The sequence below is a fragment of the Enterococcus sp. MSG3299 genome (assembly GCF_050555765.1).
GTDB lineage: Bacteria > Bacillota > Bacilli > Lactobacillales > Enterococcaceae > Enterococcus > Enterococcus faecalis.
Genome location: NZ_CP187869.1, coordinates 1,080,773 through 1,096,138, shown reverse-complemented (window position 1 = coordinate 1,096,138; position 15,366 = coordinate 1,080,773). Strand labels below are relative to the sequence as shown.

Genomic DNA, 15,366 nt, shown 5'->3' with positions numbered 1-15,366 from the left:
GTGTTTTCAGGTAGCGGCTTCTCTTCCTTTGACAAATCCTAAAGAAGTGATAGCCATCACTAACGAAGTGCCTCCTTGACTTAAAAACGGAAGCGGAATACCTTTTAACGGCAACAGTCCAATCACCGCACCGATATTCTCCACCGTTTGAAAGACCAGCGAAAAAATGAGGGCAACACAGATGTACATACAAAAACGCGAATTGCTCCGCAAGCCAGCTACTAAAACTTGATAAAACAAGTAAAAATAGAGAAAAACAACGGTGGCACTGCCCACAAAGCCCCAGGCTTCCCCGATAAAAGTAAAAACCATATCAGACTCACGAACAGGGACATACACTTCAATCCCATGCACACCCTTGCCAAATAAACCACCCGAACCGATTGCCAATAAGCCTTGCACTTGTTGATAGGAGATTTTATCGACATAATCATAGGGATGAATCCATGCTAAAATTCGATCCAATTGATATTGTTTAAAATGTAAAAAGAAGAGTACTTTGTGCCCCCACTCTGTAAAGACTAACAGAATCAAGACCACGCCTAACGTTGCTAAAGCGCTGAAAATAATGATTAAAATTTTGCGATCAATTCCTGAAATAACTAAAAGAGATAGAATAATCGTTACGAAAACAAGGGATGTCCCAAAATCTTTTTGTACCGCCATCAAGAAAAAAACAGGGACACTAACCGCAACGATTTTTTTTAGAAGTTGCTTGTCTGAACGCCATTTATCAGACCAGTCTTGTTGCTCATGTTGGACAATAATTTTTGCCAACATTAAAATAAACGCAATTTTCGCAATTTCTGATGGCTGAAATTTAATAAACCCTAAATCTAACCAGCGCTTTGTGCCCGTCAATAAATACATTCCTTTGTCATAAGAAAAATACAAAGCACTCATTAAGATTAATGAAAACCCATAGAAAAAAGGAGCTACTTTCCAAATAAACTTCTGTGACAGCCGACTAGCTAAAAACATGCCTGCATAGCCAACAAAAATAAAGAAGAGTTGTTTTAATGCTGGCACAGTTCCGTCTTTTCCTTCATTAACGGCAATCCAATATTGCACACCAGAAGATAAAAGTGTGAGTAAAAAAATGGGCAATAATAAATCATAATTAAGATGTAAGTTGAATTTTTTTGTATTGACCATTTAACTGCCGCCTTTCGTTTGCAATAATTTTAATGACGATTCCTAATGCCACTGAAAAGATTAAATAACTTGTTCCACCGTAACTAACAAACGGTAAAGGAATTCCCGTCATTGGAATCAAACCCAAAACGCCACCAATGTTAATCGCCGTTTGAGCTAAAATCAAGGTCCCGACCCCTAACAAAAACAAGCCGTAACAATGATTTTTTATTACACAACTACTCCGCAAAATCGAGGCCGCTAAAAATAACAAAAGAAATAGCAATAGTAAGCCGCCAATCAAACCAAGTTCTTCCACAATCACCGCAAAAATAAAATCGGTTTGACCTTCTGGCAAGCCACCTTTTTTTACCATACCATTGGCTAGTCCAGTGCCCCAAAACCCACCGTTATACATCGCTAAATAGGCCATTGAAGGCTGAAATCCGCGATCATGAAAGGATAAAAACGGATTTTTCAAAACAACTAAGCGGTCATACACATGCGCAAAAAAATGTGGTAAGTAGCGGTGATCCCCTAGAAAAATAATTATTTTAGAAAGAAGCGCCGCGCTAGCAACGACAATCCCCGCAGCAATTACACTAAATTTTGCATGAATACTTGCTGAGAAAATCAAGACACTGCCAATAACTAAAATAAGAATGGCCCCGCCAACTTTGGGTTGGATCAAAACTAAAAATGCAACGACCAAAACAAACAGCCATTGTTTCCTTAACTGCTTCGTTGTCAAGCCATTTTCTTTTTCACCTAAATAACAACTCAAGTAATAAATAATCGCAAAATTACAAAGCTCTGATGGCTGAAATTGGATTCCAAAGAGAGAAATCCAACGTTGTGCGCCATTCGCTGCTACACCAAAAAAAGGTAGTCGAACCATTAACAGTAATAGTACCGAAACTAAAAGCAGTCCAATCGCAATTTTCTTATTAAATAACACTTCTAGTCGAACTTTGTAGATCACGAACATTAGCACCCAGCTGAGACACATAATAATACCTTGTTTAATAAACACAGCAGTGGGCTTCACGCCTTGCATCAGCAACTCATAGCTACTGGCGCTATAAATCATTAACGCGCCAATAATACTTAATATAATAAAGGTCAAAAGAATTTTTGTTAGACCTAAAGTACGTAGATTCATTCTCTCACCTCTATCTTTTTCTAATTAAATCAATCTTACCAGTCTGAGTTAGAAAACAAATAGAGAGTTTTTTATAGAACTATTACTAAGCTTACATAACAAAAAGTAGCTAGACTTGGTTCATTTCACCTAGTTTCGCTACTTTTAAAAAAAGACATTTATATAATTTTTGTGTGTTGCTCACATTTCTGATAAATTTTTCCAAACTTATCTCTTTCTAAATACTGATAATCTACTAAATACCGTCTCAAAAGTGCATAATCTTCATAGATTTCTCTAAGTCGCTGATTGACTTCTTTTTCCGTATATTCTTTCCCAAATTCAAATTGGTTGGCCACACGTTGAAACACTTGGACTTTTTTCGCATTTTTCTTGGGAATAACCAGCAACTTTCCTTCTTTAAAAAGATTTTCAACCATGTTTATTCTCCTTTTTTTGTTTTGACTATTGTTTAGAAAATTGATGATTCAGTTTTTCTTTCTGTTTATCGGTCCATTTGCCAGCGACTTCATTGACAATTGTTTCAGCAAAATCACCTACTTTTTCTCCCGTAATATTTTTGATAGGTGTTCCGTTAGCAGCTCCTTCTTCAAACAAATCAAGTAAATCAGTCAACGCATTGAACATATTGGCTCCGCTATGATCTGAAAAATGCCATGCATATTTATCAATTTCTTGAAATACTTGTCGATACTCTGCTGGTAATGCTGCAATCCGTCGTTTATATTCTTTGTACTCTTTTTTATCCCCCACAACTTTTTTGATCAACGCTTTAAAATCTGACATGCTCTATCCCTCCATTTTTTTCATCTTGTTTACTTGTTTTGAAAGCAACGTCCACCGCTGCCAAAAATCAGCGAGTTCTGCTTCTCCTGATGAGGTTAAGCGATAGAACTTCCGCATTGGTCCTTTTTCTGAAGGCTTTTTTTCAGCTATAACCCATTGATTTTTTTCTAAACGCAGTAAAATCGTATAAACGGTTCCTTCAACAATTTCAGTAAACCCTTGGTCATTTAAAATTTTTGTAATTTCATAACCATATGTTTCTTTCCTTTGGATGATGGCTAAAACTAAACCTTCTAAAATGCCTTTTAGCAACTCTGTCTGCTTCACTGCTTTTCCTCCCTAAACTACTCTTTAGTACTATGTACCACTACATAATAATACTGAGTACCGGTTCTGTCAACTACTTTGTAATAAAAAGTAGTAAAGACGCGACAACCACCAGTACTTAACTAGTAGTTGTCGCGTCTTATTATTCTTTATTCATTTATTCCGAGTTCTGCTTCAAAGGCTTCTAATTCTGCAGGGTGTGTTTCTGGATAAGCAAAGCATGTTGAAAAATGCCACTCCCCACCACTTGTGCCAAAATAACCTGGCAGTAATTCCAAAGCCAATAATGCTTCTGATGTTTCTTTTTCCGGTAACGTAATCTGAAAAGTAGTCGCTGGAACAAAACCGAACTTCGTATAGTAAGTTGGATGGCCCAGGATAATCAATCCGCCGATGCCTAATTCTTTGGCCTTCTGCACAGAATGCTTAATTAACGCTGAGCCTACGCCCGTGTTCTGTGCTTCTGGATGGACACTTAGCGGCCCAACGGTCAAAACAGCCTTTTCTGTATGATCAGGTAATCGTAGTTTGGCTTTTGAAGACATAATATGACCCGTTAATTTTCCTTGATCAGTTTCTGAGACTAAGGACAACTCCGGAATAAAGTCGGCACTTTCTCTTAATAAATGCACGATAAAATGCTCTGTGGGACGCCAGTTTTCGGTCAAGTTTAATTCCTTGAACGCTTGATATGTTAAACGCTCTACAGCTTGATACTCTGCAGGTTTTTCTTGATGAATCTTCATTATTTGTCCTCAGATTGTTGGAAATAGTCAGCCGTATCTCGTTCATCTTGTTTTAATTGGTCGATCAAGGCTTCAGCCCCATTGAATTTCACTTGGTCACGTAAATAATGATTCCAACGAACCACCACTTGTTCGCCATAGATGTCTTGATGGAAGTCCAAAATATAGACTTCCACGGTTAAATCGCGTCCTTCTCCAAAGGTGTCATTATGACCAATTGAGCCCATGCCGACATACCATTTGCCACCAACTTCGATTTGCACAGCATAGACGCCAATTCTTGGTAAGCGCACGGTGCTTTTCACTTTGACATTAGCGGTCGGGAAACCCAATAAACGGCCACGAGCATCGCCATGGACAACTGTTCCTTCTGTTTCATAAATATATCCTAACAACTCCGTGACCTCCTCCATTTCGCCGGCTTCCATTTTTTCGCGAATTCTTGTTGAGCTAATTTTGGCACCAGTCATTTCTTCTTTTGGTACTGTCACCACTTCAAAACGGCCTTGCGCATAAGTTGGTAACTGTTTGACTCCAGCGATTTCTTTAGGACCATACGTATAATCAAACCCAGAGACTGCCACTGCACTATTTAAATTAACGATATACTGATCGACAAAATCTTGCGGTTTTAATTGAGCAAACGCTGAAGTAAATTCGACAATATATAAAATATCAACGCCCAAGTTGGCCATTAGGCGTTCTTTTTGTTCCAAGCTAGTTAAATATTTCATATTTTCTGGTAAAACTTTTTGAAAAACGATTGATGGGTGTTGGTTGAAGGTCATCACAGCTAACTTCAAGCCTTTTTCCTCAGCAATCTTTTTACCTGTTTCAATTACTTTTTGGTGGCCTTTGTGAACACCGTCAAAGAAGCCTAGGACCATCACGACTTCTTCATTAGGAATTTGATTGGGTTCATAGGGATGATGTAGTTGAATAACTTGCATGTGCAAAAACTTCCTTCTTTTTTATTTAATTGTTCCGTAGAACTTTACTTGGTTTCAATAATTTATCATGCGTTGGGTGTGGCATGTATAAACTAACCACTTGATTTTGGTAAAATAAGGCAACTAAGGATTCTGGCATTGCCTTTATTCCTAGTTCTTTTTTGTGCAAACGCATGCCATTTTTTACTTTTTGATACAATTCATCTGATAAATCAATTCGTGGGAATTGTTCTACTGCTGTCTCAATGGGCAACAGGCATTGATCGATTGTTTCAGCAGCCATTTGTTTGGCTACTTCTTCTAACGTTAAGCATTGCGCAGCTTGCAAACCGCCACTTGCCGTTCTCGTTAAATCCGACATATGGGCAGGATAGCCTAATTTTTTGCCAGTATCCACGGATAGTGTCCGCACATAGGTTCCTTTGCCACAGACCACTTTAAACCGCCAACTTTGTGTTTGAGCGGATTCGTTAAAAATTGGTTCACTAGTACGTTCAAATGAATAAATCGTAGCTTTTCGTTGGGGCCGTTCAACTTCTTCCCCATTCCGCGCATATTCATATAAACGTTTACCATTGACTTTCACCGCAGAAAACATCGGTGGGATTTGTGTGATTTCACCTGTCATTTCGGCCATTGCTTGATCAATTTGTTCAGTTGACAGAGGTGTTGTAACTGGTTTTTTTTCAACAATTTCGCCACTAACATCTTCGGTTGTCGTAGCAAATCCAAGTGTAATTTCACCTTCATAGGTTTTGCCAGAATCTACCATGTATTCAATCACTTTCGTTCCTTTGCCAACGCAGATGGGTAAGACCCCTTCGACATCCGGATCTAGCGTACCACCATGACCAATTTTTTTGGTATGTAAAATTTTTCTCAATTTAAATACGCAGTCATGACTTGTCATGCCACGTTCTTTCCATAACGGTAAAATGCCGTCCATTATAGTTCCTCCAGTTCCGATAATACTAACTTTGTCATTATAGCATAAAAGTACCTAGCTTCGCAGTCTCCGTTGCTTATTCCCTTTGGCAAAATCTCTGCTAAATGCAAAAAAAGCCACAAACTCTGATAAAAGCAGAGTTTGTGGCTTTTTTTAGCTAGCAAATGATCCCCATGTATTCTGTGCGTTGCCATCGTTTGGTCCGATTGGCAAATAAATTCTCGCGCCTGTTGTGTCTGTCCCACCAATAAAAACATACCCATCTGCAATATAAAACGCATCGTAATAAAAGCGAGTATTTTTGGGCCAGATACCATAAATGGGTGCTGACAGACTAGGTTGTCCTGCTCTTAAAACAATGCCTTCGTCCACACCAATTAGAAATGATTTCTTCTTTTGCGGGCGCCAAAGTTCAGCAATGTCGCCATCGTTCATATAGCCTAACAAATGTCCGCTATTTTCAATACGGTAAAGGTTTTGTCGGTCGGGTAATTTCGCTGTAATTGTTCCTACTTGTGTCCAAAGTGCCTCTGCTGATAGATGTTCATTGATTAAAGCATCTGGTGTTGGATAGATTGAAGTGAAACGAATTGCTTGTCCTACTTGATATTTTGGCGCATTAGGTTTACCTGGCTGAATAATGACAGTCTCACCTGTTTCAGAAACGCCCGTTTGTAAATCTTGTGCCAACTGCGCTTTACTAATCCCCCAACGCGCTAAATAACCATAAGGATCTGTATGATCTCCCCACCAATTTTTTGTAATCCAATCATGAGTGACTATTCCATAACCTGTTCCATCATCCAGCGAAAAATCAGCACCAATGTTTTGAGCCAAATCACGGGCCAAATTAACATAGGCAGCATAATCTTTTTTAAACGTCGCCGCATTATTCGTTCGAGCCAATTCGATTTGCGCATAGGCTTTTTGATTAGCTAAAGAACCTGCGCCATATTGAATTTGGCCAGCAGGAGCTAATTGTTTCACTCGTCCACCAGATCCGACAAAATATGAGACATAAGCATTTGACCAATTTCGTTTCATATAGGCCACTTCATTGTCTAAACTGTGTGGTCCTAGGTTCCGCTCGTTTCCTGATTCATGTAAAACAATTAATTCATTGCTTGCAGAGCCTGGAAAATAAGTAAAGTTGATTGGATCCGCTTCGATGGTGTAAGCGCAAGCCGTCATCGGAATCGTTAAACTTAAGCCAATCACTAAAGCAAGTTGAATCATTAATTTTTTAAACATAGCATACTCCTTTCTAAAAAAAGCCATGAAAGGAAAGTCAAAATAACTTCCCTTTCACGGCTTAAACCTGCAGATAAATGGCGGGACAGAAGTAATTTCTTCGGCAATCAGCCGAAAGTTCTACGTTTGTCCCGACCACTTCTACTTAATCATCTTTATTTTTTAACTGAATAAATAACTCTTTTAACTTTTTCGGCATAGGAATAAAGGTCGCAATGTTTTCAAAAAAAGAAAGTCCTTCGTTCGCAATGTAAAAAATCAGAACCATTTCTCGAATTGGCAAATTGTTCCCCACAACTTTTTCAACACGAACCGCTACGGCAACCACAAATAACATCGTCACTTTTTTCGCAATTCCGAGCATACCAATCCGACTGGACAATTCTTTTGTGGCGATTGCCTTAATCCAACCTGTGATGAAATCGACAATAATTAAAAAGAGGAAGACATCCAACAATTGATCTAATCCACCTAATAAACGTACGACAATCCCACCGAAAATGCTTAAAAGCATTGTTATTGTGTTGAGATAACGTTCCATAAAAAGTCTCCTAAACTAGCTTGTTATTTTGTCGGAAACGGATCGTCCGTGTACCAACTTCCTTGTAGGTAAATATTTCCAGCACGGTTAGCACCAAAAAGAATTCCTTGATTTCCCATCTCATATAAACCAGCACAATTCGGTTGAGGGAATGTATATTGCATAGCAGTTAACGCCAAATTCCATATTCCCTTTGTAATCTTCGTCGATAATGTATATCCTGTTGGAACAGTAAACACTTTAACCAAATTATTATTCAATTTCGTTGGATCACTCAAATTACATCTTACAAATGCATCGACACGATTTCCTACCCTAATTAATACAAATTTCATATTATCCTTATTAAAGGCCGCCTGATATTTTGCCTCGACTTCACCGACTCCACTAGCTTCATAAATGGCCATTTTAGAGGATTCTAAAGGCACACCATTGACGGTTGGCATAGTTACAAAATTCTTCACCCCAGCAATCTCTTGATCACCTGTTTGTGTCACAGCTTGACCTTTAATCGCTTCCGCAACGTTTTTCGGGTGCATATATTTACTCGTTAAAGTTCCCGCGACTGCTTCGCTGTCTGATGCGAAGCCATAATTTTCTACATTGCCTAGCCCCACTTGTTCAGCGGTTACTTGGTGCGGATTATCTTGATTTTCCACATGGGTCTTGAGTTGCTCTGCTTGAACAAAACCACTCTTCGCTAAAACCGCTTGGGCATCAACAGACAGACCAATATGAAGCCCCACGTAATCAACTTCTACGCTGGCTGGCGTTACCCCATTTGATGAATCTGTATAGCTCATTAAATAAATGAAACCTTCATCTGTGATAAAATTCTGATCATTGATTTGAATTGAAAAATCGCCGAACTCTTTTGCTGATTCTTGGATTTGAGTTACCCAATTATCCGTAGTTGGTAAATACGTAGCGATTTTAATCGTTTGATTATTGGGCGCAGCGGCTTTCACACGTTGATTAATCGTAAAAAATTGAACGTTCTGGCGAATAAACGCCACCGCCTCGTCAGTTGTGAATGTTTCAAACATTTGTGGAATTAATTTTTTAGCGGCTTCAACGAGATTGAAGGCCGCTAACTGTTGTGGAATTACACCACTTTGGGTGGAACCTGTTTTCACACCCTCATCATCACGGCTGGCCATTTTATTGTAGTCCGCTTGGGAAACTTCCTCCCAAACGTCTGTTGGCTTCTTAAGAATTTTAGCCGTAAAATCAGTGGAATAACTGTTTGCATTGGTGGCTGTATTGCCGGCCGTTTTACCGTTAAAGTCTAACTTCAATTTGACAGTGGTTGGCTTAGCCAATAAAGAAATACCATCTGCTTTTGTCATACGGTCATTCAAATCAATTTGAAGACGATTCGCTAAGGTAGCTTGTTTGATGCCTTGTGTATCTGTGCGTGCTTGGACAATTTCTGGATTACTATCACCTGCTTCTGCTACTAATTGATCGAAATCATTTCGCAAAGTATCAAATTCTTGTTTATTATTATTTGCCGTTGAAACTGCATTTCCTGCAATCGTGATTGCTGTTTTGGCATTGTTCATCGCTTGGTTGGCTGTTTCATTTGCTTGATTGCCTGCATCGGTGGCAATTTGTACGGCTTCTTTGCCAGCTTCATCTGCAATGTTTTTCGCTTCAGAAATTCCATTCGTTAACTGGACTTGGTAAGCATCAACTTTCTCAGCTGATGCATTCGACTGATCCAAGATTGCATTGATTTTAAGGCGACCTTGATTCAGGGTATCTAATTCTTCAATATGTTCTACTGACATTTCGTCACACTCCTCTAATTTTCATTATTTTATTAAAACTGACCGCCCAATTGGGATTGAATATACACACGACAGATGACCGAAGCATCCAACCATAGTAGCTGATGAGAGAAAAATTGAAGCGTGTGATTGCCGCGTTCGATTTTTCCATCTGTTGTTTTTCGTAAATAACTCAAAATGTTTAGCCGTTGTTGTTGCAATGATAGTTGGGGTAATTTTTTGCCATCCACTACCAAATCAATGTTCGTTACAGAATGCGAAGGTCCTTTAGCAGTTGCCTTGAACGTTAATTCTGCGGTGTTTATATAAAGAATGTCCTCGTCAAAGTATAAATTCAGCTCCACTGGCTGTGTCTTGCTAAGTTCTCCTTGTATTGAACGATTTAAAAGTGTCGTCGCCCCTTGTGCGTAAGTTTCGCTAATCTCTTGTTTCCGACTGAAAGCTGTCATGGTACTATGAATTGTTTCTTGCAGATTTCCCAACTCTAGCTGAATGTCTTGGGGGGTACCAAAGACATCTTTTTTACTTTCTTTTTTGATACGAAGGTTGACACTCCCAAACTCATTCGTATTAATCATGATAACCGTGCCCAACCGCAAACGATCGATTGCTAAAGGTTGATCTGTTAATTTAATTAAATCAGCTGCAGTCACTACCCAAGAAACTTGTGGCTTGGTCCATTCTTCTAACATTCGCAAAGCATTTTCCTTTAATGCCTTGGGATCAGAAAAACGCTGTTCCACCCAAATTGACTCCAATAAACCATAGCGGTCAATTGCGGCCTTGTTCTCTAAATACGGAACCCCTTGATTGACCGAGCAAATATTGACTTTGTTAACACCTTCGCCTGAACCTAATGGATAAATCCGATTGATTAGCATCTTGGGATTACGTTCTATTTCAAATCCTTGCATATTGTAACCTTCTTGAATTCGCGCAACTGGTTCTGTTGGTGGTTTGACTAATGAAAGTTCAAAAGGATAGACCTCTGTATTCCATTGCCAAAGATATTCCTCTTCGAAATCGGCTGGGATGCTAAATAAAGGCTCGACTAGCCCATTTTCATTCTCCCATTTATAGGTTAATTTCCTTGAAAAATCACATTTTTTCAGGACCCAATGCTTTGTTTTTTGTTTATTCAATAGAAATTGAATGGCCTCTTTCGTTGTTTTGTTTTTAATTTCGTGACAACCAAAAAGGACAGTATCACCTAAGGTACATAATGCTTCTGTGGCAGAGTAGTGAATTTGATTATTGTTCGCATCTTTCTTAATTGTGGTTGGCATCACGCGATATAAACCAATATATTCATTCTCATTGTCGGTCAGTTCCACCCATTGCATTTCTGCAATAAATTCATTTTTAGGATCATCTAGCGGCATGGTAAAATCTAAACTGCCAATTTTGTTCTCTATTTTTTCATAGCTGACTTGATAGGCATTGTCCAAAATTGCCGTATATGTTCTTTTCAAATCCAGCGCCATTAACATTTAATCACCCTCCTACACAAATCGGTTAGGATAGCGAATCGTCAAGCGGAAGTCGCTATCTTTGGCTTGAATATACAGCGGTTCATTAGGATATAGATAAAAATCGTTCATTGGTCGAATCATCGGTGCACCATTTTTTGTCAGATAAAAATTTTCAGTATCAATGATAATTTCCGAACGATCAAAGTCTCCTAAGTTAATTGTATCGTTCCGTGTTTTAATCCAAACACCACGTCCGGTTCCTGTTAAAATAATGGTCGGTTTGACTTTTAAGCCTTCGACCGTAGGATAAATTTCAATTGGCCGAACTTCTTTGCCTAAATCCCCCATCGTGTAGGCCCGATTTTGAAAGGTAATCATGGTTGATCCCCAATAAGCCCCGCCTTCAATTAAAATTGGAAAATCAACTGCACCTGAGCCTGTATTCCCCATTAAGTAATTCGCTTGAAATGTAATGGTTGGCGAACCCCACATCACACTAGTCGCATCACTCCGTGTGTATTTATACGGATCAGAAAGCAATAAAGTAAAGGTGCCTGTTACTTGGTTAACACCTTCGGGTACATCACTCACTGAAGACTTACTGCCAAACCACAGCATTTCCGGTTCATCGTTAAACCAAATAGAAACGTCTTTTTCCGTAAACAAAGCAACATTTAAATGATTAAATGCATCTCGAAACGCTTCATTATTCACAGCTGAAAGTCGATATTTGACTGTTAATTCTCGTTCTGGAATCCGCGCATAAACGTGGCGTTTGCCATCACGAATCCCTAATTGATAGCTTTCAATTTCGCTTGGAACTAATTCTCGTCCTGAAACTGATAATGTTTGATAGCCAGGGATGACTTTTTCTAAAAATTGGCCGTTAAAATTCAACGCTTCTGAAGGAAGAGGCGTTGAATGAGTTGCTTGATTGGTATCAACAAATTTATACATGTTATCCTCTCCTTCCTAAGCGGTTATTTTGTTTCACTTGTTGTCGTTGTAACTCTGTTGCTAAATAAGGCGCCGTAGTAGCTGCGACAACTTTTCCATCTAACGTTGACTCTACTGTCACAAATAATGGTCGATTGTATGCATCATTTTCTAAACGATGGTCAATCGTTGCTGTGAAGTTTCCTCGACCAGCTAAGTCCAAGGCAAAATCATTTAACAGCGGTAAGTCTAAAATAGAAGCCATTGCTCTACTAACGGCTGTTTCGCCTGCATAAATCCCCGTGGCAATCGTGCCGCCGAAATTCAATTTATGCAAATCAGATAAGGGACCTTCTTTTGCTGGTGAAAATGGTAAAAAGTTACGAATTTTACTGACGACCCCATCGATTGCTTCTTTGGCTTTTCCAATTGCGCCTGTAATTCCATCAGCAATCATACCGACAATATTCGCACCTGCATCGGTGAATTTTGAAAACCAACCTTGGATTGCTTGCCAAGCACCTTCAATTACAGAACCAATGGCATTTTTTACCTGATCGGCTGCATTGGTAACCCCATTTTTGATATTTTCAACTAACTGTCCGCCCGAAGCTAACAGTTGACCAAAATAAGAACCAATCTTCGTGATCATTTGTGAGATTAATGTTCCTGCTGCGGACAGCAAGGCACCCAATAGACTGAGTACACCATTAATTAAGGCTTGAATCAGTTGAATCCCAGCACTTAACAACTGTGGCAACGCATTGATTAACGCACCCATTAAAGCGGTAATTAGCGTAATTGCTGCAGTAACCAGTTGCGGTAAAATTGAAATAATCCCTTGGATCAAAGCTATTAGCAATTTGACACCTGCGCTGATGATTTGTGGCAAGGCACCAATTAAGGCATTTACCAATGTCAAAATTAAGGTAATAGCTGCCGCAACTAAGGTTGGTAAAATCGAAATAATCCCTTGAATTAACGCCATTAACAATTTGACACCTGCGCTGATAATCTGTGGCAAGGCACCTACCAACGCAGTCACTAACGCTAGAATAATCGTCAGCGCTGATTGAATTAACTGAGGTAAAATCGTCATAATCCCAGTGATTAATGCCATCAAAATTTGTAAACCAGCAGTCAAAATCAACGGTAACATAGTAACAAATGCATTAACTAAGGCCGTGATAATTGAAACACCTACTGTAACTAGCATTGGTAACGCTGTGACAAACGCTGTCACTAATGTAGTGATGATATTAATCGCTGCAGTTGTAATTGTTGGCAAGGCGGTGACAATCGCATTAACTAAAGTCATTAATAAGCTCAAACCAACTTCTATCAACATTGGTAAGACTGTTGTAATCCCCTGAATCAACGTAGTAATAATTTGTGTTGCCGCTTCAATTAAGACTGGCAAATTGGCAACGATCGCACCAACAATTAACGTAATTAAACTAGATAACGCGGTTACGATGCTTGGAATAGCTTCTGTTATTTTCCCGAGAATACTGGTTAAGACGGTTGTAAAAAGTTGTATAACTTTCGGTAGATTAGCTGCCAGCATTGTTGTAACCGATGTAATCGTGTTACCTAAATTATCAAAGACTTGGGTAATACCACCCGCACTCAAATCACCGGTTTTCATCCAGGCCGTCACGAATGAAACAATCAAGGAAATAATTAGACCAAACGGCCCGGAAATTCCTAATGCAGCCAGTGCAACCTTTGTCAGAACTTTTACCAAAAGACCAACCGCTAAACCAGCTTTGTCAAAGGTGCCACCAAATTGCCCTAATAAGTTACTACCTAATTGCAAACCGCTGGCAAAAACGCCTGCTAGCACACGACCAATTGTTAAAAAAATAGTCGCCATTTTCTCTAAGCCTACTGCAAAAAATTGTTTAAAAACTGCCATTACTTGCTGAAAGGCCGGCTGGATCTGTTGTAGCAATCCTACCAATTTGCCAAACGCCGCTGAAACAGCTCCTTGAATGGCACTAGCTAAGCTATTGATACTATTTCTAAATGTTTCATTGGTTTTATAGAAATAAACAAACGCTGCTACCGCTGCTAAAACGGCTGCTACAATTAAAATTAATGGTCCTCCACTTAAGGCACTAAAACTAGCACTTAGTTTTGATAAGCCACCACCTAACTTCCCAATGTTTCCTTTTACAAGAACCAAACCATCACTAAACTGTTGAAATTTTTGCTGAGCCATCGTTACCATAATCAACATGGGCCCAATGGCGGCTAAAATGCCCATAATGGCAACAATAAAAACTTGGACGGGTTTTGGTAATTTGATAAATAAATTCACCAAAGCTGTAATGCCTTTGACGACTGTGATAACCACTTGAACCAAAATTTCCATTCCTGGAGCCATCACGCTTTGAATCACTTGTGCCGCCGCTTCAAATGATTGATTCATCTGAGTCAATGCCCCTTGCAACTCGCCTTGCAATGAATCAGAAATCCCTCCTGCACTGGCCATAATCAGTCCTTGCATTCCTTGAAATTCGCCACTGACCCCAGCACCGACGCCCATAGCTGTTTTTAAAACGTTCAGCATAGGTAAGGAAACGGCACTAGTCATGGCCGTCCCAAAGCTCAGCATATTATTTTGTGCATTAGTAAAGCCATCAGAGGTTTCTTTCCCCGCTTTTTTAGCTGCTTCACCGGCTTGTTCAGCAGAATCTGTTAACGCTGTGTTCATTTGATCTGCTGCCTTTGCTGTTTCGTCTCCTGTTTTTTTCACTGTTTCTCCAGATTGTTGCATGACGGTTTTAAATGTGTTCATGACCGTGGCTGACTGATTGACACCCGCACTAATTTTCCCTAAATATCCACTTAATAAGGCATACTCACCGCTCATACTTTTTAATGCTTGTTGGACGCCTGCAAGGCTTTTCTTTGCCTCCGATAACGGCGTTTTTTCTTTGTCATTCTCCATCTGCTCTCCTCCCTTCTCGATAGCGGCGTAGACGCTCTGCCACAGTGGCAAGTTGCGTTTTTTTCCGCTCATTTAATTTTGTTCGTTGTGGCTGGTTAGCTGCCAGAACTTCAGCAACTCGTTTTTCATAATCATAAAAACTTTTAAAGCTTTCAAAAACGGGTTTTCCTTTTTTGTTTGTCGCTTGCGCTTTAACATTTAAGTAGGCAAGCTCGTGCCTTTTCCGCTCTTCATCTACTTCTGCTAAATTAAAAGCAATCATTCGTAATTCAAATTCAGACATGGTCATCCGATTCACTTCTTCAAATGAACGACAGCCTAAGTAGCGAAAAGCAGAAAGAGCGATGTCGTGATACACGTCATCGC

At 39.5% G+C, this 15,366-nt stretch carries 15 protein-coding genes; all 15 read right to left on the bottom strand.

Annotation, left to right across the window (positions count from 1 at the left end; translation table 11 throughout):
* Nucleotides 1–6: 6 nt before the first annotated feature.
* The 15 genes from IGL23_RS05480 to IGL23_RS05410 all read right to left on the bottom strand — a co-directional run bounded on the left by IGL23_RS05480 (nt 7) and on the right by IGL23_RS05410 (nt 15,358).
* Entirely contained in the window at nt 7–1,155 is a 1,149-nt protein-coding gene (locus tag IGL23_RS05480) for an FtsW/RodA/SpoVE family cell cycle protein (RefSeq protein ID WP_002357833.1), read from the bottom strand.
* Complete coding sequence (locus IGL23_RS05475; RefSeq protein ID WP_033594946.1) at nt 1,121–2,296, bottom strand: FtsW/RodA/SpoVE family cell cycle protein; 1,176 nt, start codon at nt 2,294–2,296, stop codon at nt 1,121–1,123. The genes IGL23_RS05480 and IGL23_RS05475 overlap by 35 nt, the downstream gene beginning before the upstream one ends.
* Before the next feature lie 158 nt (nt 2,297–2,454).
* Nucleotides 2,455–2,715, bottom strand: a complete 261-nt coding sequence (locus IGL23_RS05470; RefSeq protein WP_033594948.1) for a DUF2087 domain-containing protein — start codon at nt 2,713–2,715, stop codon at nt 2,455–2,457.
* A 25-nt stretch (nt 2,716–2,740) separates the two neighbouring features.
* Complete coding sequence (locus IGL23_RS05465) at nt 2,741–3,082, bottom strand: DUF1048 domain-containing protein (RefSeq protein WP_033594950.1); 342 nt, start codon at nt 3,080–3,082, stop codon at nt 2,741–2,743.
* 3 nt (nt 3,083–3,085) lie between these two features.
* A complete protein-coding gene (locus tag IGL23_RS05460; protein WP_002357837.1) occupies nt 3,086–3,409 on the bottom strand; it encodes a PadR family transcriptional regulator in 324 nt (107 codons plus the stop codon).
* Nucleotides 3,410–3,558: 149 nt separating this feature from the next.
* Complete coding sequence (locus tag IGL23_RS05455; protein WP_033594952.1) at nt 3,559–4,155, bottom strand: GNAT family N-acetyltransferase; 597 nt, start codon at nt 4,153–4,155, stop codon at nt 3,559–3,561.
* Complete coding sequence (gene ribF / locus IGL23_RS05450) at nt 4,155–5,105, bottom strand: riboflavin biosynthesis protein RibF (RefSeq protein ID WP_002363808.1); 951 nt, start codon at nt 5,103–5,105, stop codon at nt 4,155–4,157. Before ribF ends, IGL23_RS05455 begins: the two co-directional genes overlap by 1 nt.
* Nucleotides 5,106–5,130: 25 nt before the next feature.
* Nucleotides 5,131–6,051 carry a tRNA pseudouridine(55) synthase TruB gene (truB, locus tag IGL23_RS05445; RefSeq protein WP_002360476.1) on the bottom strand — a complete coding sequence of 307 codons (921 nt, stop codon included), beginning with the start codon at nt 6,049–6,051 and terminating at the stop codon, nt 5,131–5,133.
* A gap of 153 nt (nt 6,052–6,204) precedes the next feature.
* Nucleotides 6,205–7,329 (bottom strand): SH3 domain-containing protein, encoded by a 1,125-nt coding sequence (locus IGL23_RS05440; RefSeq protein ID WP_033594953.1) that lies wholly within the window; start codon nt 7,327–7,329, stop codon nt 6,205–6,207.
* 118 nt (nt 7,330–7,447) lie between these two features.
* Nucleotides 7,448–7,843, bottom strand: coding sequence for a phage holin family protein (locus IGL23_RS05435; protein WP_002357842.1), 396 nt, complete (start codon nt 7,841–7,843; stop codon nt 7,448–7,450).
* Between the two features lie 23 nt (nt 7,844–7,866).
* Nucleotides 7,867–9,636 carry a hypothetical protein gene (locus tag IGL23_RS05430; RefSeq protein WP_033594955.1) on the bottom strand — a complete coding sequence of 590 codons (1,770 nt, stop codon included), beginning with the start codon at nt 9,634–9,636 and terminating at the stop codon, nt 7,867–7,869.
* A 32-nt stretch (nt 9,637–9,668) separates the two neighbouring features.
* On the bottom strand, nt 9,669–11,126 hold the full coding sequence (locus IGL23_RS05425; protein WP_033594956.1) for a phage tail protein: 1,458 nt from the start codon (nt 11,124–11,126) through the stop codon (nt 9,669–9,671).
* A gap of 12 nt (nt 11,127–11,138) precedes the next feature.
* Nucleotides 11,139–12,065, bottom strand: a complete 927-nt coding sequence (locus IGL23_RS05420) for a distal tail protein Dit (RefSeq protein ID WP_002365553.1) — start codon at nt 12,063–12,065, stop codon at nt 11,139–11,141.
* A gap of 1 nt (nt 12,066) precedes the next feature.
* Nucleotides 12,067–15,000 (bottom strand): phage tail protein, encoded by a 2,934-nt coding sequence (locus IGL23_RS05415; RefSeq protein ID WP_033594958.1) that lies wholly within the window; start codon nt 14,998–15,000, stop codon nt 12,067–12,069.
* Nucleotides 14,990–15,358 carry a hypothetical protein gene (locus IGL23_RS05410; protein WP_430619679.1) on the bottom strand — a complete coding sequence of 123 codons (369 nt, stop codon included), beginning with the start codon at nt 15,356–15,358 and terminating at the stop codon, nt 14,990–14,992. Before IGL23_RS05410 ends, IGL23_RS05415 begins: the two co-directional genes overlap by 11 nt.
* Nucleotides 15,359–15,366 lie beyond the last annotated feature (8 nt).

Excerpts from the sequence above, each read along its gene's own strand:
- IGL23_RS05470 (WP_033594948.1), bottom strand. The coding sequence starts at position 2,715 with ATGGTTGAAAATCTTTTTAAAGAAGGAAAGTTGCTGGTTATTCCCAAG.
- IGL23_RS05420 (WP_002365553.1), bottom strand. The coding sequence starts at position 12,065 with ATGTATAAATTTGTTGATACCAATCAAGCAACTCATTCAACGCCTCTT.
- IGL23_RS05430 (WP_033594955.1), bottom strand. The coding sequence starts at position 9,636 with ATGTCAGTAGAACATATTGAAGAATTAGATACCCTGAATCAAGGTCGC.
- truB (WP_002360476.1), bottom strand. The coding sequence starts at position 6,051 with ATGGACGGCATTTTACCGTTATGGAAAGAACGTGGCATGACAAGTCAT.
- IGL23_RS05415 (WP_033594958.1), bottom strand. The coding sequence starts at position 15,000 with ATGGAGAATGACAAAGAAAAAACGCCGTTATCGGAGGCAAAGAAAAGC.
- IGL23_RS05465 (WP_033594950.1), bottom strand. The coding sequence starts at position 3,082 with ATGTCAGATTTTAAAGCGTTGATCAAAAAAGTTGTGGGGGATAAAAAA.
- IGL23_RS05425 (WP_033594956.1), bottom strand. The coding sequence starts at position 11,126 with ATGTTAATGGCGCTGGATTTGAAAAGAACATATACGGCAATTTTGGAC.
- IGL23_RS05435 (WP_002357842.1), bottom strand. The coding sequence starts at position 7,843 with ATGGAACGTTATCTCAACACAATAACAATGCTTTTAAGCATTTTCGGT.
- IGL23_RS05455 (WP_033594952.1), bottom strand. The coding sequence starts at position 4,155 with ATGAAGATTCATCAAGAAAAACCTGCAGAGTATCAAGCTGTAGAGCGT.
- IGL23_RS05480 (WP_002357833.1), bottom strand. The coding sequence starts at position 1,155 with ATGGTCAATACAAAAAAATTCAACTTACATCTTAATTATGATTTATTA.
- IGL23_RS05440 (WP_033594953.1), bottom strand. The coding sequence starts at position 7,329 with ATGGCTTTTTTTAGAAAGGAGTATGCTATGTTTAAAAAATTAATGATT.
- ribF (WP_002363808.1), bottom strand. The coding sequence starts at position 5,105 with ATGCAAGTTATTCAACTACATCATCCCTATGAACCCAATCAAATTCCT.
- IGL23_RS05475 (WP_033594946.1), bottom strand. The coding sequence starts at position 2,296 with ATGAATCTACGTACTTTAGGTCTAACAAAAATTCTTTTGACCTTTATT.